30 protein-coding genes are annotated in these 19,246 nt (G+C 45.0%); 26 read left to right on the top strand and 4 right to left on the bottom strand.

Going from position 1 to position 19,246, the window contains the following annotated elements; all coding sequences use genetic code 11:
* The first annotated feature begins 22 nt into the window (after nucleotides 1-22).
* The 19 genes from rpsH to rpsI all read left to right on the top strand — a co-directional run bounded on the left by rpsH (nucleotide 23) and on the right by rpsI (nucleotide 10,554).
* Nucleotides 23-421 carry a 30S ribosomal protein S8 gene (gene rpsH, locus IFU39_RS31225; protein WP_017692088.1) on the top strand — a complete coding sequence of 133 codons (399 nt, stop codon included), beginning with the start codon at nucleotides 23-25 and terminating at the stop codon, nucleotides 419-421.
* Between the two features lie 30 nt (nucleotides 422-451).
* Nucleotides 452-994, top strand: coding sequence for a 50S ribosomal protein L6 (rplF, locus tag IFU39_RS31220; protein ID WP_017692089.1), 543 nt, complete (start codon nucleotides 452-454; stop codon nucleotides 992-994).
* 117 nt (nucleotides 995-1,111) lie between these two features.
* Nucleotides 1,112-1,480, top strand: a complete 369-nt coding sequence (rplR, locus tag IFU39_RS31215; protein ID WP_017692090.1) for a 50S ribosomal protein L18 — start codon at nucleotides 1,112-1,114, stop codon at nucleotides 1,478-1,480.
* A 27-nt stretch (nucleotides 1,481-1,507) separates the two neighbouring features.
* Nucleotides 1,508-2,005, top strand: coding sequence for a 30S ribosomal protein S5 (gene rpsE / locus IFU39_RS31210; protein WP_017692091.1), 498 nt, complete (start codon nucleotides 1,508-1,510; stop codon nucleotides 2,003-2,005).
* 13 nt (nucleotides 2,006-2,018) lie between these two features.
* On the top strand, nucleotides 2,019-2,204 hold the full coding sequence (gene rpmD, locus IFU39_RS31205) for a 50S ribosomal protein L30 (RefSeq protein ID WP_017692092.1): 186 nt from the start codon (nucleotides 2,019-2,021) through the stop codon (nucleotides 2,202-2,204).
* A gap of 43 nt (nucleotides 2,205-2,247) precedes the next feature.
* Complete coding sequence (gene rplO / locus IFU39_RS31200; protein ID WP_091020538.1) at nucleotides 2,248-2,688, top strand: 50S ribosomal protein L15; 441 nt, start codon at nucleotides 2,248-2,250, stop codon at nucleotides 2,686-2,688.
* Complete coding sequence (gene secY / locus IFU39_RS31195) at nucleotides 2,688-3,986, top strand: preprotein translocase subunit SecY (protein WP_047841120.1); 1,299 nt, start codon at nucleotides 2,688-2,690, stop codon at nucleotides 3,984-3,986. The genes rplO and secY overlap by 1 nt, the downstream gene beginning before the upstream one ends.
* 90 nt (nucleotides 3,987-4,076) lie before the next feature.
* Nucleotides 4,077-4,721: an adenylate kinase gene (locus tag IFU39_RS31190; protein ID WP_017692095.1), complete on the top strand. Its 645-nt coding sequence runs from the start codon at nucleotides 4,077-4,079 to the stop codon at nucleotides 4,719-4,721.
* A 3-nt stretch (nucleotides 4,722-4,724) separates the two neighbouring features.
* The gene (gene map / locus IFU39_RS31185; protein ID WP_192136407.1) at nucleotides 4,725-5,477 is read left to right on the top strand and encodes a type I methionyl aminopeptidase; all 753 of its coding nucleotides are present in this window, start codon (nucleotides 4,725-4,727) and stop codon (nucleotides 5,475-5,477) included.
* Between the two features lie 10 nt (nucleotides 5,478-5,487).
* Nucleotides 5,488-5,796, top strand: coding sequence for a KOW domain-containing RNA-binding protein (locus IFU39_RS31180; RefSeq protein ID WP_036607194.1), 309 nt, complete (start codon nucleotides 5,488-5,490; stop codon nucleotides 5,794-5,796).
* 3 nt (nucleotides 5,797-5,799) lie between these two features.
* Nucleotides 5,800-6,015, top strand: coding sequence for a translation initiation factor IF-1 (gene infA / locus IFU39_RS31175; RefSeq protein ID WP_017692098.1), 216 nt, complete (start codon nucleotides 5,800-5,802; stop codon nucleotides 6,013-6,015).
* A gap of 152 nt (nucleotides 6,016-6,167) precedes the next feature.
* Nucleotides 6,168-6,281, top strand: a complete 114-nt coding sequence (gene rpmJ, locus IFU39_RS31170) for a 50S ribosomal protein L36 (protein WP_003333770.1) — start codon at nucleotides 6,168-6,170, stop codon at nucleotides 6,279-6,281.
* A 20-nt stretch (nucleotides 6,282-6,301) separates the two neighbouring features.
* A complete protein-coding gene (gene rpsM, locus IFU39_RS31165; protein ID WP_036607200.1) occupies nucleotides 6,302-6,670 on the top strand; it encodes a 30S ribosomal protein S13 in 369 nt (122 codons plus the stop codon).
* 19 nt (nucleotides 6,671-6,689) lie between these two features.
* A complete protein-coding gene (gene rpsK / locus IFU39_RS31160) occupies nucleotides 6,690-7,085 on the top strand; it encodes a 30S ribosomal protein S11 (protein ID WP_017692100.1) in 396 nt (131 codons plus the stop codon).
* Between the two features lie 136 nt (nucleotides 7,086-7,221).
* A complete protein-coding gene (locus IFU39_RS31155) occupies nucleotides 7,222-8,166 on the top strand; it encodes a DNA-directed RNA polymerase subunit alpha (RefSeq protein ID WP_017692101.1) in 945 nt (314 codons plus the stop codon).
* A 34-nt stretch (nucleotides 8,167-8,200) separates the two neighbouring features.
* A complete protein-coding gene (rplQ, locus tag IFU39_RS31150; protein WP_017692102.1) occupies nucleotides 8,201-8,566 on the top strand; it encodes a 50S ribosomal protein L17 in 366 nt (121 codons plus the stop codon).
* A gap of 159 nt (nucleotides 8,567-8,725) precedes the next feature.
* Nucleotides 8,726-9,499, top strand: a complete 774-nt coding sequence (gene truA / locus IFU39_RS31145; RefSeq protein WP_192136406.1) for a tRNA pseudouridine(38-40) synthase TruA — start codon at nucleotides 8,726-8,728, stop codon at nucleotides 9,497-9,499.
* A 205-nt stretch (nucleotides 9,500-9,704) separates the two neighbouring features.
* Entirely contained in the window at nucleotides 9,705-10,142 is a 438-nt protein-coding gene (gene rplM / locus IFU39_RS31140) for a 50S ribosomal protein L13 (RefSeq protein ID WP_024633564.1), read from the top strand.
* Between the two features lie 19 nt (nucleotides 10,143-10,161).
* Entirely contained in the window at nucleotides 10,162-10,554 is a 393-nt protein-coding gene (rpsI, locus tag IFU39_RS31135) for a 30S ribosomal protein S9 (RefSeq protein ID WP_017692105.1), read from the top strand.
* A 388-nt stretch (nucleotides 10,555-10,942) separates the two neighbouring features.
* Here the strand turns inward: rpsI and IFU39_RS31130 are convergent, their stop codons facing one another.
* Nucleotides 10,943-11,134, bottom strand: coding sequence for a hypothetical protein (locus tag IFU39_RS31130; RefSeq protein WP_091020542.1), 192 nt, complete (start codon nucleotides 11,132-11,134; stop codon nucleotides 10,943-10,945).
* Between the two features lie 203 nt (nucleotides 11,135-11,337).
* Between IFU39_RS31130 and IFU39_RS31125 the strand changes: the two genes are divergently transcribed.
* The 4 genes from IFU39_RS31125 (at nucleotide 11,338) to IFU39_RS31110 (ending at nucleotide 15,227) form a co-directional block, all read left to right on the top strand.
* Nucleotides 11,338-12,030 carry a phosphoadenylyl-sulfate reductase gene (locus IFU39_RS31125; RefSeq protein WP_047841119.1) on the top strand — a complete coding sequence of 231 codons (693 nt, stop codon included), beginning with the start codon at nucleotides 11,338-11,340 and terminating at the stop codon, nucleotides 12,028-12,030.
* 23 nt (nucleotides 12,031-12,053) lie between these two features.
* Nucleotides 12,054-13,223, top strand: a complete 1,170-nt coding sequence (gene sat / locus IFU39_RS31120; RefSeq protein WP_192136405.1) for a sulfate adenylyltransferase — start codon at nucleotides 12,054-12,056, stop codon at nucleotides 13,221-13,223.
* Nucleotides 13,224-13,291: 68 nt separating this feature from the next.
* Nucleotides 13,292-14,047 carry an N-acetylmuramoyl-L-alanine amidase CwlD gene (gene cwlD, locus IFU39_RS31115; protein WP_105602464.1) on the top strand — a complete coding sequence of 252 codons (756 nt, stop codon included), beginning with the start codon at nucleotides 13,292-13,294 and terminating at the stop codon, nucleotides 14,045-14,047.
* A 79-nt stretch (nucleotides 14,048-14,126) separates the two neighbouring features.
* Nucleotides 14,127-15,227: an Mrp/NBP35 family ATP-binding protein gene (locus tag IFU39_RS31110; protein ID WP_091020547.1), complete on the top strand. Its 1,101-nt coding sequence runs from the start codon at nucleotides 14,127-14,129 to the stop codon at nucleotides 15,225-15,227.
* Between the two features lie 88 nt (nucleotides 15,228-15,315).
* Here IFU39_RS31110 and gerD read toward each other — a convergent pair whose 3' ends face one another.
* Entirely contained in the window at nucleotides 15,316-16,071 is a 756-nt protein-coding gene (gerD, locus tag IFU39_RS31105) for a spore germination lipoprotein GerD (protein ID WP_091020549.1), read from the bottom strand.
* Between the two features lie 125 nt (nucleotides 16,072-16,196).
* Here gerD and IFU39_RS31100 point away from each other — a divergent pair, with 125 nt between their 5' ends.
* On the top strand, nucleotides 16,197-16,829 hold the full coding sequence (locus IFU39_RS31100; RefSeq protein WP_091020551.1) for a KinB-signaling pathway activation protein: 633 nt from the start codon (nucleotides 16,197-16,199) through the stop codon (nucleotides 16,827-16,829).
* Nucleotides 16,830-16,929: 100 nt separating this feature from the next.
* Here IFU39_RS31100 and pdaB read toward each other — a convergent pair whose 3' ends face one another.
* Nucleotides 16,930-17,706: a polysaccharide deacetylase family sporulation protein PdaB gene (gene pdaB, locus IFU39_RS31095; RefSeq protein WP_036607219.1), complete on the bottom strand. Its 777-nt coding sequence runs from the start codon at nucleotides 17,704-17,706 to the stop codon at nucleotides 16,930-16,932.
* Nucleotides 17,707-17,828: 122 nt separating this feature from the next.
* Between pdaB and IFU39_RS31090 the strand changes: the two genes are divergently transcribed.
* Nucleotides 17,829-18,446, top strand: coding sequence for a stage II sporulation protein M (locus IFU39_RS31090; protein ID WP_192136404.1), 618 nt, complete (start codon nucleotides 17,829-17,831; stop codon nucleotides 18,444-18,446).
* A 153-nt stretch (nucleotides 18,447-18,599) separates the two neighbouring features.
* Nucleotides 18,600-18,830: a hypothetical protein gene (locus IFU39_RS31085; RefSeq protein WP_017692114.1), complete on the top strand. Its 231-nt coding sequence runs from the start codon at nucleotides 18,600-18,602 to the stop codon at nucleotides 18,828-18,830.
* Nucleotides 18,831-19,005: 175 nt separating this feature from the next.
* Here IFU39_RS31085 and IFU39_RS32695 read toward each other — a convergent pair.
* Nucleotides 19,006-19,246: hypothetical protein (locus tag IFU39_RS32695; RefSeq protein WP_206759606.1), on the bottom strand; the 241-nt coding region annotated here is incomplete at its 5' end.

The raw sequence follows: 19,246 nt of genomic DNA, 5'->3' as shown, positions 1-19,246 counted from the left end.
ACGGGAAGGAGGTTAACTCACAATGACTATGTCTGATCCAATTGCAGATATGCTTACTCGTATTCGTAACGCGAACACTGTTCGTCACGAAACGGTAGAAATGCCTGCTTCGACAATGAAAAAACAAATCGCCGATATCCTGAAGCGTGAAGGTTTCATCCGTGACGCTGAAGTTATCGATGATAACAAACAAGGGATTATCCGTGTTTTCCTGAAATACGGTCAAAATAACGAGCGCGTTATCACTGGTCTGAAAAGAATCAGTAAACCTGGTCTTCGTGTTTACACGAAAAGCAACGAAGTACCTCGTGTACTTGGTGGCCTGGGAATCGCGATCATCTCGACATCTAAAGGTATCATGACGGACAAAGAAGCTCGTCAATCGAAATCCGGCGGAGAAGTCGTTTGCTACGTTTGGTAATATAACGTCACAAGATAGGAGGTGCAACATATGTCTCGTATTGGTCGCAAACCAATCACAGTACCAAGTGGTGTAGACATCACCCTGGACAACACCGTTATTACGGTAAAAGGACCTAAAGGAACTTTGACTCGTGAGCTTCATAAAGACATGAAGGTTACAGTTGAAAATAACGAAATCACAGTTGTGCGTCCTTCCGATAACAAAACTCACCGTTCTTTGCACGGCACAACGCGTAGCGTTGTAAACAATATGGTGAGCGGCGTTACTGAAGGATTCGCGAAATCTCTGGAATTGGTTGGGGTCGGATATCGTGCAAGCAAATCCGGAGATAAAATCGTTCTGAACGTTGGTTACTCTCACCCGGTTGAAATTACACCGGAAGCGGGAATCGAATTCGAAGTACCTTCGAATACAAAAATCATCGTTCGCGGAATTGACAAAGAGCGTGTAGGTGCTTACGCTGCTAAAATCCGTTCCGTACGTGAACCTGAGCCGTACAAAGGTAAAGGTATTAAATATGAAGGCGAGCGTATCATCCGTAAGGAAGGTAAAGCCGGTAAGAAGAAATAAGATTTCTCTTACCGCCTTTGCGCGGCTTTCGGCTTGCTTGCTTCGTGTGTTTCTAATATACCCCGTGGCTTCTGCTTTGAAGCCAGCGAGGTAACCTGAAAGGAGTGAATCTTTGAGATGATTACGAAACCAGATAAAAATAAGGCTCGTCTGAAAAGACACCTTCGTGTTCGTAAGAAAATCCAAGGAACGGCAGCACGTCCTCGTTTGAACGTATTCCGTTCTGGTAAACATATGTATGCTCAAATCATCGATGATGTTGCTGGTGTAACAATCGCTTCCGCGTCTACCGTAGACAAAGAATTGAGCACTGACATCAAAAATGGTGCATCTGTTGAATCAGCTCGTAAAGTTGGCGAACTCGTTGCTAAACGTGCTAAAGACAAAGGTGTTTCCAACATCGTATTTGACCGTAGCGGTTATCTGTACCATGGTCGTATCGCAGCATTGGCTGAAGCGGCTCGTGAAGCAGGACTTGAGTTTTAAGATATTTTTCAAAAGGAGGTTAACGACTTGCGTGTAGATCCGAATACTTTGGAACTGACTGAAAGAGTTGTAAATATTAATCGCGTAGCTAAAGTAGTAAAAGGCGGACGCCGTTTCAGCTTTAGCGCACTGGTTGTAGTCGGCGACGGCAACGGCTGGGTTGGAGCTGGTATCGGTAAAGCGGGCGAAGTACCTGATGCAATTCGCAAAGGTATTGAAGACGCTAAGAAAAACCTTGTACACGTTCCACTCGTAGGAACATCGATTCCTCACTTGGTAACAGGTAAGTTCGGCGCAGGACGCGTGCTGTTGAAACCAGCATCTGAAGGTACTGGTGTTATCGCTGGTGGTCCTGTACGTGCGGTTCTCGAACTTGCTGGTGTAGGTGACATTTTGACAAAATCTCTGGGTTCTTCGAATTCCATGAACATGGTCAATGCGACTTTGGAAGGTTTGTCCCGTTTGAAGCGTGCTGAAGACGTGGCTAAACTGCGCGGAAAATCCGTCGAAGAGCTTCTGGGTTAAGGAGGGAATTCTCATGGCTAAATTAGAAATTACCCTCGTCCGCAGCTTGATCGGACGTCCGGAGACGCAAAGAACAACTGTGAAAACATTGGGTTTGCGCAAAATCAATAGCAAAGTGGTACAAAACGATAATCCTGCCATCCGTGGTATGATTAACAAAGTAAGCCACTTGGTTGCTGTTAAAGAAGTAGAAGCTTAATAACGGGTTAATCCCACAAATCTTTAAGGAGGTGCAACGAACGATGAAGTTACATGAGCTTTCACCATCTCCTGGATCCCGCAAAGAACGCAAACGTGTTGGTCGCGGTCCAAGTAGTGGTACAGGTAAAACATCAGGTCGCGGTCACAAAGGACAAAATTCTCGTTCTGGCGGTGGAGTACGTCCAGGCTTCGAAGGTGGACAAAATCCATTGTATCGTCGCTTGCCAAAACGTGGTTTTGTAAACCCAACTCGCAAAGAATATGCAGTTGTGAATACTGAAGACCTGAACAGTTTTGCTGCGGGTACTGAAGTAACTCCAGAATTCTTGATGACGAACGGCGTAGTTAAAAACGCTAAATCCGGAATCAAAATCCTGGGTAACGGTGATGTCACTGTGAAGCTGACTGTTAAAGCTAACAAGTTTTCTCAATCTGCTATTGAGAAAATTGAAGCTGCCGGCGGTACAACTGAGGTGATTTAATGTTCAAGACCCTAAAGAATATCTGGCGGGTTGAAGATCTGCGCAAAAGGGTATTATTTACCCTTTTTGTACTGATCATTTACCGCATCGGCTCCTTTGTCCCCGTACCGGGAGTTAACAAAGATGTGTTCGAAGCGACAAATTCTGCGGGTAAAGAAGTTTTTGGACTTCTCAATACGTTCTCGGGTGGAGCGCTCTTCCAGTTCTCGATATTTGCGCTCGGGATCGTGCCTTACATCACTGCGTCTATCATAGTACAGTTGCTTTCCATGGACGTTATTCCTAAATTAGCGGAGTGGGCAAAGCAAGGTGAACAAGGTAAGAAGAAATCTGCACAGTTGACACGTTATTTAACCATCGGGCTGGCATTGATTCAAGCGTTTGGTACGTCGATCGGATTCAACCGCTTGTACAATACAGAGATGGTGCCTAACGCTACATTTGCAGATTATATCTTGATTGCGATTGTACTTACGGCCGGTACTTCATTCCTGATGTGGCTTGGTGAGCAGATCACCGAGAAGGGCATAGGAAACGGGATTTCGATCTTGATCTTTGCGGGTATCCTATCTACGGTGCCTAACATTATCAAACAAACGATCGAATCTGACTTCATTCAACCTGACCAACTGTTTATGAATATTCTTAAAGGTGTTATCATCGCAATTGTTATTGTGTTGATCATCATAGGGGTCATTTACATTCAGCAGGCAATTCGGAAGATTCCGGTACAGTACGCTAAACGTGTCGTAGGTAACAAAATGTACGGTGGACAGAATACACATATCCCGCTGAAAATTAATGCAGCAGGTGTTATCCCTGTCATCTTTGCTTCATCGCTGTTGATGTTCCCAACGATCATCGCCAACTTCTGGGCAGATCGCCTCTGGGCACAGTGGATCGGACAGAATCTGACTACACACAAACCTCTTGGTATGTTGCTGTATGTCGTGATGATTTTCGGTTTCACATTCTTCTATACTTTTGTACAGATGAATCCACAGCAGATGGCTGACAATATGAAAAAGAACGGCGGTTACATCCCAGGCATTCGCCCGGGTAAAGCAACCGAGAAATATCTGACCCGTGTCATGACTCGTTTGACAATGGCCGGAGCCATCTTCTTGGCAGTCATTTCCGTTCTGCCTGTATTCTTAGGGGCACTTTCTGGTTTGCCTCAATCTGCGCAAATTGGAGGAACATCCCTCCTGATCGTTATCGGTGTTGCGCTAGATACGATGAAGCAAATCGAAAGCCAATTGATCAAACGCCACTACAAAGGTTTTATCAATAAATAGGCAATAGGTACCGGTCGAGTGAAGATTTACTTGCCGGCACCTATTGTGCTGTTTGTTGATGTAGGGTAGTCTTGGAGGGAGTGACATAACGTGAACATCCTATTCATGGGCCCTCCGGGGGCAGGAAAAGGAACGCAAGCAGACGTCATCGTGAAAGAGTTCGGTATTCCCCATATTTCAACAGGCGATGCATTTCGTCTCGCGATCAAACAGGGAACTCCCATTGGCATGAAAGCCAAGGAATATATGGATCAAGGATTGCTTGTACCAGATGATGTAACCATTGGCATCGTTGAAGAACGTTTGCAGCAGCCTGACTGCAGAGAAGGTTTCCTCTTGGACGGATTTCCAAGAACCCTTTCCCAAGCAGAAGCGCTCGATGGCATTCTGGATCGATTGAACTCAGGTCTCGATCATGTAATCAACCTGAAAGTGGATCGCAACAAATTGCTCGCTCGTTTGACGGGTCGTCGAATTTGTAAAAACTGTGGTTCCACTTATCATGTGGTATTCAATCCGCCTAAGCAGGAAGGTATTTGTGATAGATGCGCTGGTGAGTTGTATCAACGCTCTGATGATAATGAAGAGAGTGTAGGTACACGACTGGACGAGTATATCAACAAAACAGCACCACTCCTCACGTTCTATGAGACTAAAGGTCTTCTTCGTCAAATGAACGGAGAACAGGATATCGATCAAGTTTCTCAAGAAATCGTGTCCTTACTGAGAGGTTAATTGATGATCATTGGTAAGTCCGAAACGGAACTGGGCTTGATGAGGGAAGCAGGGAGAATTGTTGCGGAAACGCATCGTCTCTTGGCAGAGCATATCGCTCCCGGTATTACGACTGGAGAACTTGACCATATGGCTGATCAATATATCCGCAGTCAAGGGGCTGTGCCGTCTTTCAAAGGTTATAACGGTTTCCCTGCCAGTGTGTGCGCTTCAGTCAATGAAGAGTTGGTACATGGATTTCCCGGCAAACGCAAGTTGAACGAGGGCGATATCGTTACGTTTGACATTGGCGCGCAGTACCAGGAGTATCATGGAGATTCCGCCTGGACTTATCCAGTCGGCCGTATTTCCGAAGAAGCCCGTCGTCTTCTGGACGTTACCGAGGCTTCGTTATACGCAGGTCTGTCGCTGGTAAAACCGGACGTTCGCTTGTTTACAATATCTCATGCGATTCAGAAATATATTGAAGATGAAGGGTTCTCCGTAGTTCGTGAATATGTCGGTCACGGCATAGGCGCAGATCTGCATGAAGAACCACAGATTCCGAACTATGGTCTTCCCGATCGGGGACCACGGCTTAAAGCGGGCATGGTGCTGGCCATAGAGCCGATGGTTAACGTAGGTAGACGGTATGTGAAAACGTTGGAAGATAACTGGACTGTCGTCACGGTTGATGGTAAGTTATGTGCACACTTTGAACACACCGTAGCAGTTACACCAGATGGTATGGAAATTTTCACGAAACTGAATGCGTAGGTGATGAGGCATGAACAGTCAGTCTAATCCGCAGCTCGGTCAACTTGTGAAGATCCGTAAAGGCCGCAATGCGGACCAAGCCGCAGTAATTGTTGCTATAGCGGACGGTAAGTTCGTATATATTGCGGATGGAGACAAACGTAAGTTTGATCAACCAAAGAAGAAGAATCTTCTTCATCTTGAGCTCCAGCCCATGATTAGCAGCGAGGTTGTGAACAGTTTAAACGAGAGTGGTCGGGTGACAAATGGAAAGCTCCGTTACGCGGTTCATTCATTTCTGGAATCCACCAACATTCAAGCTGAAGAGAAAGGAGACTGACTAATGGCTAAGGAAGATGTCATTGAAGTGGAAGGTACGGTTCTCGAACCGCTACCGAATGCAACATTCAAGGTTGAGCTTGAGAACGGTCATCAAATTCTCGCTCACGTTTCCGGAAAACTGCGGATGCACTTTATCCGTATCCTGACTGGAGACAAAGTAGTTGTTCAGTTGTCGCCTTATGATTTAACAAAAGGTCGCATAACTTACCGTAAATAGTAGTAGACAGTTGCAATGAACTGTGAAGCTTATGTAGCGGGTTTTGCCCGGCAAAACTTGCGAAAGCTTCGAAGCCGGTTTTACAATAGTAGAACAAGGTCAATGCTTACGAAGAGGGTTTTGCTTAGCAAAACTTTGAGGAGGTAATTCACATGAAGGTAAGACCTTCGGTCAAGCCGATTTGCGAAAAGTGCAAAGTCATTCGCCGCAAAGGGAATGTTATGGTTATCTGTGAAAATCCGAAACACAAACAAAAACAAGGTTAAAGAAGGGGGTGTAGCGTAAAATGGCACGTATATCTGGTGTGGATTTGCCACGTGATAAGCGCGTTGAGATCGCCTTGACTTATATTTTCGGAATCGGTAAAACGACTTCCCAGAAAATTCTGAGCACAACAGGCATCAATCCGGACACTCGTGTTCGTGATTTGACGGAAGATGAAGTCAGCAAATTGCGTGAAAGTATCGATAAAGAGGTCAAAGTAGAAGGTGACCTGCGTCGAGAAATCTCTTTGAATATTAAACGTTTGACGGAGATCGGTTGTTACCGTGGAGTTCGTCATCGTCGTGGTCTGCCTGTTCGTGGACAACGTACGAAAACGAATGCTCGTACTCGTAAAGGTCCTCGTCGTACAGTAGCGAACAAGAAGAAATAATAAGGGGGGATAAGAGAAAATGGCTAAACCGAAAAAAGTCGTACGTACTAAACGTCGTGACCGTAAGAATATTGAATCTGGCGTGGCGCATATCCGTTCCACTTTCAATAACACTATCGTTACTATTACGGATCCTCACGGAAACGCAATTTCGTGGGCAAGCTCCGGCGGCCTCGGATTCAGAGGTTCCCGTAAATCGACTCCGTTTGCTGCACAAATGGCTGCTGAGACTGCTGCCAAAGCTGCAATGGAACATGGGATGAAAGCCGTTGAGGTTATGGTTAAAGGACCAGGCGCAGGCCGTGAAGCAGCGATCCGCTCTTTGCAAGCTGCTGGTCTGGAAGTTAACCTGATCAAAGACGTAACTCCAGTCCCGCATAACGGATGCCGTCCTCCAAAACGTCGTCGTGTCTAATGAGATTTGCCCCTGCGTGTGGTATATTTCCGGCACAATCTGCTAATAATGGTTGTTTAGGCATACTACTACATGTTTTCGCAAGAGAAGGTAAATGTTTCATAGAGGACCGACGTTTTGAAGGAGGGGTATTGCAGTGATTGAAATCGAAAAGCCGAAAATTGAGACGGTAGACGTCAACGATGATGGCACCTATGGGAAATTCGTAGTAGAACCGCTTGAGCGCGGATACGGTACGACGCTTGGAAACTCGCTTCGCCGAATCTTGCTCTCGTCACTGCCGGGTGCGGCAGTGTCTTCGGTTCAAATCGATGGCGTTCTGCATGAATTTGCTACAGTTCCTGGCGTAATGGAAGATGTAACGGAGGTTATTCTTAACCTGAAAGCTTTGTCGCTTAAGATTCATTCAGACGAGGAGAAAGTGCTCGAGATTGATGCTGAAGGCGAAGGAGCAATTACGGCTGGAGATATCCGTGCTGACTCCGATGTGGAAATCCTTAACCCGGATTTACACATCGCTACGCTCGGACCAGGTTCGAGACTTCACATGCGTATTTTTGCCAATCGCGGTCGCGGCTACGTCCAGGCAGATCGGAATAAACGCGATGACCAGCCGATCGGCGTCATCCCAGTCGATTCCATCTTCACCCCGATCAGTCGCGTTAACTACGCTGTGGAAAATACGCGTGTCGGTCAAGTGACCAACTATGACAAGCTCACGTTGGAAGTTTGGACTGATGGAAGTATTCGTCCTGAAGAGGCTGTAAGCCTCGGCGCTAAAATTTTGACTGAGCATTTGATGCTCTTCGTGGGTCTTACAGACGAAGCGAAAGATGCAGAGATCATGGTCGAAAAAGAAGAAGACAAAAAAGAAAAAGTACTCGAAATGACGATCGAAGAGCTGGATCTCTCTGTTCGTTCCTACAACTGCCTCAAACGTGCCGGTATTAATACCGTGCAAGAGCTGACTACGAAAACGGAAGAAGACATGATGAAAGTCCGTAACCTCGGACGCAAGTCTTTGGAAGAAGTTCAAGAGAAGCTTGAGGAACTTGGTTTGGGACTACGTACAGAAGAATAGACAGCCGAGTGCTTGAAGTGAAGGAGGGAAAACAATGGCATACCAAAAGTTGGGCCGTAATTCCAGCGCACGTAAAGCTTTGTTCCGTGACCTGGTAACCGACCTGTTCTTATACGAACGCATTCAGACAACTGAAGCGAAAGCAAAAGAGGTTCGCTCTATTGCTGAAAAACTGATCACTAAAGCGAAAAAGGGAGATCTTCATGCCCGTCGCCAAGTGGCAGCTTATGTTCGCCGCGAAACTATCGATGGTGAGCAAGATGCAATCCAAAAACTGTTTAGCGAATTGTCCGGTCGTTACGCTGAGCGTCCAGGTGGATACACTCGTATCTTGAAACTGGGACCTCGTCGTGGTGACGCAGCGCCAATGGTTTACTTGGAACTGGTAGACCGCGCGTAAAACAGATGAGATGAGGAAAGGGGACAGAATCAACGATTCTGGATTAACCCTTTTTTTCTCTTCATTTCGGAATTCGTGCTGTAATAGAAGCTCCGTAAGGGGCTTCTTTTGCTGTTCGGGATAGGGATATGTATAGTATGGAACAAAGGTGTGGTAATAATGCGGAACTTATGTATGACGTTAACTTATGATGGCACTGCCTATTTCGGCTTCCAAGTACAGCCGGGTGGGAATACCATTCAGGATCATCTTGAAGATGCGATTCGTGCTTTAACCGGTGAGAAGGTTAAAATTACAGGTTCAGGCCGAACAGATGCAGGTGTTCACGCCCGCAGACAAATCTTCAATTTTCCTACGGAGTCCCAGATCCCGATTGAACGTTGGTGTATTGCACTCAACTCCAGATTACCCTCCGATATTGTCGTTATTGATGCGATTGAAGTTTCGGCTGAATTTCATTCTCGCTATGCAGCGAAAAAGAAAACGTATCGTTATACAGTCAATGCGAATCAATTTCCGGATGTATTCAACAGAAGACTGCAATATCATCATCATGCGAAGCTTGATATTATGGCAATGCAGGAGGGCTTACGACATTTCATAGGGACGTATGATTTTACCTCTTTTGCTTCACGGAAGTCTCAGAAAGAGAATCATGTCCGTTCGGTGTACGAAGCATGGATGGAAGTGGACCGATCAATGTGCAGAGACCATCCGCGCGATCAGGGTGTCATTCACATTTATGTGAGTGGTAACGGCTTTTTGCAGCATATGGTTCGTATCATTGTAGGGACACTGCTGGAGATCGGAGAGGGCAAACGGAAAGCCTCTGATGTACCAAATATGATTGCTGCATGTAATCGATCTGCTGCAGGACCTACTGCAGTTAGCTGCGGTTTAATGCTCTGGGATCTTGAATACAAAAAAGATTAAATTTGGTGAGTGAAAAGCTTAATTAACACTTGCGATTTAATCGCCTATCATGTAATATAAAAGTTGTGTTTTCTTAATGGCTTTCCCACAGCCCCAATTAAGAGGTCCACATCAAATTTACAATCCATCAACACCTAAAGTTATAACTTAACGAACGAAGATAAATGAAAATGATGATTTTGAACATTTTAAGGAGGAACTTTTCATGCGTACTACGTACATGGCGAAGCCTAACGAAGTTGAGCGCCAATGGCACATCATTGATGCTGAAGGCAAAACCCTCGGACGTTTGGCGAGCGAAGCAGCAGCTTTGATTCGCGGCAAACACAAGCCACAATTCACTCCACATGTGGACACTGGCGATTTCGTTGTTATCATCAATGCTGAGAAAATCGTATTGACTGGTAAGAAAATGCAAGGTAAAAAATACTACCGTCACTCAATGCACCCAGGTGGTTTGAAAGTAACTACAGCTGAAGAGATGGTTAAAAACAAACCTGAGCGTATGTTGGAATTGGCTGTTCGCGGTATGCTTCCTAAAACTCGCATGGGCGAGAAAATGAAGTTGAGACTTAAAGCGTACAGAGGCACTGAGCATCCACATGCAGCACAAAAACCAGAAGTTTACGAACTTCGCGGTTAATTAAAAGGAGGACAGTTTCATGGCACAAGTACAATACTATGGGACAGGTCGTCGTAAACATTCGGTAGCACGTGTTCGCCTTGTACCGGGTGAAGGACGCATTGTCATCAATAAACGTGATATTAATGAATACTTCGGTTTGGAAACACTCAAACTGATCGTAAAACAACCACTGAACTTGACAGAAACGCTCAACAACTATGACGTTCTTGTTATCGCTCATGGTGGCGGAATTTCCGGTCAAGCCGGCGCAATCCGTCATGGTATCTCCCGCGCTCTGCTCAAAGCAGATCCGGAATACCGTGCATCCCTGAAAAAAGCAGGATTCCTGACTCGTGACCCACGTATGAAAGAGCGTAAAAAATACGGTCTTAAAGCGGCTCGTCGCGCACCTCAGTTCTCCAAACGTTAATATTAAAAGCCTTTGGCCTCGGTCAAAGGCTTTTTTATATATTCATGACTATTACGCCATATATTATATTAGTTTGTGTGGTAGCTCTGATGTCTCTCCCCATGCTTGCTTATTTCCTTCAATGCCATTTCAATGCTCTCTTAATTTCCCTCAATACAGTCCTATAATATGTACGTTAATACATCTACATCATACTGAAACCCTCTGATCGTTTAGATCTTTGAATATGCTCATACCCATCGCTCACCACACATTCTATAACAGCTCCTATAAAATCATCGCTTCGAACTCACGCCGGATTTCTTGAATGTACTCGGCTTATTGTTTTTGCACTTTATTCTTTACTGTAAGTCTCATCAGTATTTCTTATGGAAACGATAAAAGTCCCTTACATATCAACCGCTAAAAGTCGCAATGCTGCTCCTCTTAAAACTTTAGCTTTTCTTCCTTCATCTTCAGTCGCCCAGTGATTTTTTGATGCTGTTCTTTGCGATAAGGACTGTCCAAACCCAGTAACAGCAAAGGTTTCCAAGGCTAAGAGATGTTTTTTTACCTGCCTAATGACCTGGGCTAACATCATTGTTTTTATCTCATTAACAGAGAAGTGGATAAATTGAACCAAAATATTGTGTAAAAGCGACGATCAAAAATGGGCAGAAAATGATTTATTTTACCATATGGCAGGCATTGACATCCGCAATGAAAGATTTATACTAAACATAATTCATATTAGTTTAGTCGGCTTTAAGGTATATTGAAATGCAGAATGGGGGAAATTCACAGATGAACTTGTTGGAGAAAGAAGACTTGGCACGGACGAAGGCAGAGGAACTGGAACACGCCAGTCCAGAGGATATTATTCGGTATGCTATTGAAACATTCCCAAATATCACTTTTGCATGCAGCTTTGGTGCAGAAGATGTTGTACTTGTAGATATGTTGCAGAAGATCAGCCCATCCACGGATATTTTTTATCTGGATACAGATTTTCACTTTAAAGAAACATACGAAACACGTGATAAGATGCAGGAGAACTACAATCTTGAATTTGTACGCGTGTCACCTAAGATTACTCCGGAAGAACAGGCAGCACAACACGGTGAAGAGTTGTGGAAGTCTGATCCCAATGGGTGCTGTAACATTCGCAAAGTCGAACCGTTAACACGTATTCTTTCTCAGTATGATGCATGGATTACAGGTATTCGTAGAGATCAAGCACCAACACGTGCCAACTCGAAAAAGGTTGAATATGATTCTAAATTCGGTCTTATGAAGTTTAATCCAATTGCGCACTGGACGACGGAGGATGTATGGCAATATATTCGTGACAATAACGTTGTATATAACCCTCTTCATGATCAGAACTACCCAAGTATTGGTTGTGAGCATTGCACACGTCAAGTTATGCCTGGAGAGGACCCACGTGCCGGACGCTGGTCTGGTAATGATAAAACGGAATGTGGCCTTCATAAATAATAGATATACAAGGAGCTGACAAGATGACATCGATTCTGCCTCATGGAGGTACGTTGGTTCAGCGTATCGTACAAGGAGAAGAACGGGAGCAATTGTTGCAAGACAGTAAAAACTTATCTACTTTGCTTATTAATACCTGGACGATATCAGATTTGGATCTAATCGGTGTAGGTGCGTTCTCACCACTTGAAGGTTTCTTGAATGAGGAAGATTACCTTTCGGTGGTGTCTCGCATGCGTCTCGCGGATGGAACAGTCTGGAGTATACCAATCACACTTGCTGTTGACGATAAACAAGCGGCATCCCTCCAAATTGGTGGACGTGTGAAACTTGTTGGTGATCAAGATGGAGTCACTTATGGACTGCTCGAAGTCCAAAGTATATACCAGGTGGATCAGGGTGAAGAAGCCCGGCGTGTATTCAAAACAGATGATCCCGAGCACCCGGGTGTTAAAAAACTGTTGGAGCGTCCTGCAACATACGTAGGAGGTCCAATCCAAGTGTTGAACCGTCCAAAACCTGCGAAATTCGAAGAATTCTATTATGATCCTGCAGATACCCGGAAGATTTTTCAGGAGAAGGGTTGGAAGACGGTAGTTGGTTTTCAGACACGTAATCCGGTCCATCGGGCACATGAGTACATCCAGAAGAGCGCTATGGAGATTGTAGACGCGCTCTTCCTGAATCCGCTTGTTGGAGAGACGAAGTCGGACGATGTTCCCGCAGATGTTCGGATGAAGAGTTATCTGGTATTACTGGAGAACTATTACCCGGCTGATCGTGCGTTTCTTGGTGTGTTCCCCGCAGCCATGCGGTATGCCGGTCCACGTGAAGCTATTTTTCATGCGATGGTTCGTAAAAATTATGGGTGTACCCACTTTATTGTTGGTCGTGACCATGCGGGTGTTGGTGATTATTATGGAACATATGAAGCACAGGAGATCTTTACTAACTTTACAGCAGAGGAACTGGGGATCACTCCGTTGTTCTTCGAACATAGTTTCTTCTGTACTAAATGTGGAAACATGGCATCCAGCAAAACTTGCCCACATGATAAAGAACATCATATGGCGCTTTCCGGCACCAAAGTACGCGGGTTGCTCCGTGACGGCCAGTGCCCTCCACCTGAATTTACACGTCCTGAAGTAGCTGAGGTGCTGATTGAAGGAATGGCGGAGCAAGTCCGGTCCTAGCGGTATATTTGTCCATCTTGTCCCATATAGATGATTAGAGTCATTTATAGGGACGAGGTGGTTTTTTTATGCGTAAAAATATGGGGAAACACTTTGTAGTCTGGGTTAGGCTAAAAACAATCAAAAGGGTCATGCTGAGTCTCTGTCTGCTGGCCATGTTAGTGGCGGTAATGTCCTATGAACTGCCGTCCGCTAAGACTTCAGGTTATTGGAGTTTGCCGATGGCGGGTAAAGTCATTGCCATTGATGCAGGACACGGAGGTCCAGATGGAGGAGCGGTAAGTAAACAGGGGGTTATTGAAAAAGATATCAACCTGTCTATCGCCCTGTATGTGAGAGATTATTTGCAACAGGCAGGGGCCTTAGTGGTGATGACACGAGAAATAGACACTGATTTGGCGGAATCGGACACCAAGGGGTACTCCAAACGCAAGACGGAAGATCTGAAACAAAGAGTACGGCGGATAGAGGATAAGCAAGCAGATCTCTTTATTAGCATTCACATGAACAGTGTCCCTTCCAACCGATGGAGTGGAGCTCAGGTTTTCTATACAACTAACCATCCGGATAACGAAGGTTTGGCTAATCTGCTTCAACAAGAGATGGTTCGTAATCTGGAGAATACAGATCGAATCGCCAAAACGGTGAATACGGTTTATCTGTTACAGGCTCTGAAGATCCCTTCAGCGCTGGTAGAAGTGGGTTTCCTTTCTCATCCGGAAGAGGCACGTATGCTTGCCGACGAAGCTTATCAGCGCAAGGTAGCTGCTTCAATCTATAATGGAATTCTCAGATATTCCTCAGGAGAACGGCCTAAAAGTTAGTCAGAACAAGAAAGGTAATGATATAATTGGATCAGCATACCTAATTACATGCCAATAGATAAAGCTGAGGTGCTGTCTGATGTTATCAAAAGAACAGATACTTGAACTATTACAGCCATTACAAGAACCGCAATTGGGAGTAAGTCTGACCGAACTGGAATGGGTTCGAGATATTATGGTGAAAGAAAATCATGTGGCTCTGACCATAGTGACACTGGAAAATCGACCTGAGGATACAACAGCCTTGAGTGATGCAGCGCGTAATCTGTTGTCCCAGCACGGAATGAAGGATGTACATATTCGTGTACGTGCAGCTTCTGAGCATGATCGTGAGAGCCTGAATATGGGACAACCCGATAATGAGCCAGATCGGGACGAAGTGCTCGTAAAAGGTCACGCAGCGGGTCTGGATGGACATGAGCTGTTAAGTCCTGAATCAGGTGTTCGTTTTATTGCTGTGGCCAGTGGTAAAGGTGGCGTTGGTAAATCAACGGTAACCGTTAATCTCGCTGTAGCCTTGGCACGTCAAGGTAAAAAAGTAGGCTTAATTGATGCGGATATCTATGGCTTCAGTGTACCCGACATGATGGGGATTGAAGAATATCCGGTCGTTGAAGATGGTGTTATTCAACCAGTTGAACGTTTTGGCGTCAAAGTCATGTCGATGGGCTTCTTTATTCGGGAGAACAACCCGGTAATCTGGCGTGGACCCATGCTAGGTCGGATGCTGCGTCAATTCTTTACGGATGTCCAGTGGGGCGAATTGGATTATGTATTACTGGATTTGCCACCAGGTACGGGAGATGTTGCTTTGGATGTGCATCAGATGTTGCCACAGAGCAAGGAAATCATCGTTACCACGCCGCATGCAACGGCAGCTTTTGTCGCAGCCCGAGCGGGTGCGATGGCCATTCAGACCGATCATGAGTTGCTCGGTGTTGTTGAGAATATGGCTTATTATGAGTGTGGCAGTTGCGGAGAGAAAGATTATGTCTTTGGTCGTGGTGGCGGGGGGAGACTTGCGGAAAGTCTGCATACAAGCCTGCTTGCCCAGATTCCATTAGGCACGCCGGATAATCATCCTTCCGAGCCTGATTTCTCACCTTCGGTTTACAAAGCAGATTCCCGTATAGGGGCTATCTACGATGAAGTTGCCCGGTCCATTGAATCCAAATTCTAATGGTATGAGTGTTATAAATACAATAAAAGCCTGCGTCCATTTGGATGCAGGCTTTTCAGTATCTTTGGTGCGTATTAACACCTACTGTTTATGATCCGCCGCCCGAATCTCCACTGCTTCCACCATCTCCGCCATCACCACCACCACCACCTTCGCCCTGACCGTCTTGCTGTCCACCTTGCTCTTGCCCTTTTTGTCCGCCACTTTCTACTTTGGGTTGCAATTCGTCCTGCACTACCTTCTTGAGCAAAGTGAGTACTTCCATTCGGAACAACGGATTTTGCATCACTTCCTGCATGACAGTCATCGTTTGTTTGCGATAATCCGGAGTCTTCGTCAAATCCATGAACATCTTGGATACCTCAGGTGACTTCATGATGTCTTCAACAGACTTTTGATATGTGGGATCTTTAATCAATTGCATATGAAGTTGTTTACTTTGTGCGTTGATCGCTTTGGCAAATTCACCCGCAAACTGCGGATCAGTCATGATCTTTTCGAATTCCTTCTTATATTCGGGAGCTGTGATGGTATCTTTTACTGCAATACGTATTTGTTCCGAAGATTGCACAGGCATTAACATTTTCATACCAATGGATCCCGAAGCACCACCCGAACCGCCACCTTCTTCAGAACCGCTGCTTCCGCTGGATGAGCTTTGACCTGTAAGAGCTTCCTCCACCGCTTTCTTGCCTTCGTCACTTTTCAAAATATCTACAACCATTGTTTTCATCTCTTTATAACTGCCCTGAGGAGGCGAAGAACTCTGATCTGAACCGCAGCCGGCAAGCATGACGGATAGCCCCAGTACGACACAGCATAGCTGCCACAAAGGCCGTTTCATGTGTACAATCCCTCCTTGATTAGATACTGGATGTAGTATGTGATGGGAAAGGGGGAAATATGTTGAGCAATGATGGTTTTTTGCTGAGAAGGTTGGTAAAATAAACACTCGGGGGTGGAAAACTTTTGAATTTACGTAGATGGTTTTTCCTGTTTTGGACAGCCTTGCTTATTGGGGCCGCGGGAGCATTGGGTACAGGATTGATTATGATGCTGGTGAACGGGGAGAAAACAAATGGATTAAATGATTTTCTTCTGTATCTTTTGATCCTATTTGGATCAGGGGTTATGATCAGCGTGTATTCACAAATGGGTTTCTTTGCATATCTGATATTGAATTATATGGGTAAAGGTGTATTTCCAAAGCGCGGTTGGCAGATCGTGCAGATTGTACTGACGGTGTTAGCCCTGCTTGACGTGATGTTTTTACGTTTGTTTGTTGGGGGAGACCGGGAGCGTATATCGGATATTGTGTTGGGAATCATTATTTTGGCAGCTGCAATTGTTACCGCTTACGTTAAAGTAAAGCTGACTCATATCTCCGCGCTTGTACCTACACTCTTTTTCATGATTGCCGTCACCATAGTGGAGACGATCGGCGTATTACGTATTGATGTGAATGCGGCAACCATATTTATTGTGGTTCCCTTGCTCCTATGTAATGCATACCAAATGCTGATATTGCACAGGCTGGTGGATGTATCTACGAACCGGAATGTAAGTGGAAAGGCAGAACAGTTGAAAGAAAGCCGAGCATAGAATTCATTTTGTATAAAAAACATACCAAAAAGAGCTAACCTGGTTAGCTCTTTTCAACTTTTACACTCGTATTTGAGCTGTAGCCCAAGCAATCTACCAATTATTGACCGCTGGCTTGATCACGAACTTCCTTACCTTCCACACTGGAATGGTTAAGCAACTCAGACACAGTTACGAATTCATAGCCCTGGTTTTTCAATTTGTCGATAATGACAGGGAGTGCTTCATGCGTTTGTTTGGAAGAATCGCTTGCATGCAGCAGTACGATGTCCCCTGGATGGGCCTTGCTTACCACACGATCAACAATGGTCTGTACACCAGGGTTTTTCCAATCCAAGGAGTCGGTATCCCACTGCACAACCTGATAATTCAGACTATTGGCTACCTGAAGCACTCGCTTGTCAAAGTCCCCGTTGGGCAGACGTAGTAATTTCGGTTCTTTTCCCGTTAAATCGGTTAAAATGCTATGAGCTGTCGAAATTTCTTTGCGAATTTCTTCCTCAGTCAGGCTGCTGTAGTTCTCATGTCTATGACCATGGCTGCCAATTTCATATCCTGCCTCTTTGATGGCAGTAACAATTTCGGGGTGTGTCTTGCTCCAGGGGGAGGAAAGGAAAAAGGTTGCCTTCTGCACTTTATTCTCCTGAAGAACTTTCAGAATCGGCTCTGTCCGTTTATCCCCCCAGCTAATGTCAAAGGTAAGTGCGATTACCTTCTTCTCGGTTGGAACGCTGTAGACGGCTGATGGTGCTTCCTCCGAGAATACGGAGACATTGCCTCTCTCCAGATAGATAATACCGATCGCAAAGATTGCAGCAACGAGGACAATCAGGTACCGTTTAATCTTTTTGCCGCTAAATACATAGAACGAGTTCATTTCAATAAGCGCCCCTCTCCCATAAGAAATGCTTGTTTACTCTCCAATGTATGCTCGTACTGCCCAGTTATTCGTCACTGATCCTTGTTTGTCCATCATTTTAGATTCTACAGGAGGTTATTATGTTAAAATTCAGTACATTTCTTAGAGATCTTGGTTCCATCCGCAGTGCATTAATGTGGTCCGTAGTTTTATTTGCTGTTGGTATAGGGGCGGGATGGGTGAGTACAGGGCCACTGGAAGAACTGTTATTGAACCAAATTGGAGGATTACGTGAAGTCAGTGAACGGCTGGAACAGGGGGGCAATGTGCAGTGGAACTTCCTCCTGTTTATCTTTTTCAATAATGCCATCAAAAGTGTACTTGTCATCTATGCCGGTATATTCTTCGGAATTCTGCCTGTCATCTTCCTGCTGATCAATGGGATGGTCCTTGGATTTGTTGTGCACACCACGATGAATTATGGAGCAAGCTTCTATGACATTGTGGTTAAAGGTTTACTTCCGCATGGCATTATTGAGATTCCGGTCATTATTATTGCTTGCGCCTTCGGACTGAAGTTTGGTGGTCTGGTTATCAAAAGCCTTGGGCAACTTGGAAGTGATAAGAGAAATACGATGGGTACCCGGTGGAGAGCATTCATGAATAGGACGTTAACGGCATCCTTCTGGGTTGTCATCTTGCTTCTTGTTGCAGCCATCATCGAAAGCACACTTACGTATACTCTGGTGAGAGGATAAAACTTTGTGCTGGTTGGCATTCATAAATTTTCAGAAAGTTGACCATAACAATAAAACGGGTTCCAGCAGCACTCACAAAAGCGAATGAACGGGGTGTTGCATGAAACTTGTGTAAGTGTGATAAAGAGGCTATGCACAAAAAGGAGAACTCTAATGCTGGGTATGTTGTTTAACGAGAAGGAATGCAAGGAACTAGACTATGTGCTGCGTAAAGAATTAGATGAAATGCTGTTCGATCTGAGTGATAATCGTCTTGACCAAGAGATCAAATATGCTATCGCGAGCCGATATAAGACTGTGTTCCGCATGTATGCACGCTTTGCCCCGCCCAAAGAGTTGTCCAAGTATGCAAGAGGTGGGAAGCTGAAAAAGTCGAAGCCATAATGCTGAAGCTGGTCATATATTCGTTTTACAGTAGTGGAAGTGAGGTGCGGCTCTTAATAGCGGGTGCTGTACCTCTGAACCATGCGAATGTGAAATTGTTAAGGAGATCATACTTTTTGTCGAAAAAGGGTTGACCTTTCTAATTTCATATGGTAAATTAATTTTCGTTCCTTTTTTAGGAGCGGTTCACCGAAACGAGCATGAAAATAATGCGATTGAAAATAATCGAAAAAATAATGCTTGCAAAGAGAACTTCAACATGATATATTATAAAAGTCGCCGCTGAAACGACGACAACATGAAAAACAGCACTAAATTGAATGTTTGATCTTTGAAAACTGAACAACGAGTGAGTAAACATTCTGCTTGCAGAATGAACGCGAAAGTTGAGACAAGCCTTGGCTTGAATCGACTGG

Origin of the sequence: Paenibacillus sp. CFBP 13594, assembly GCF_014842675.1 — a bacterium.
Lineage (GTDB): Bacteria > Bacillota > Bacilli > Paenibacillales > Paenibacillaceae > Paenibacillus > Paenibacillus amylolyticus_B.
Note: the sequence above shows the minus strand (reverse complement) of the source record. Positions and strands in the feature narration are given on the sequence as shown.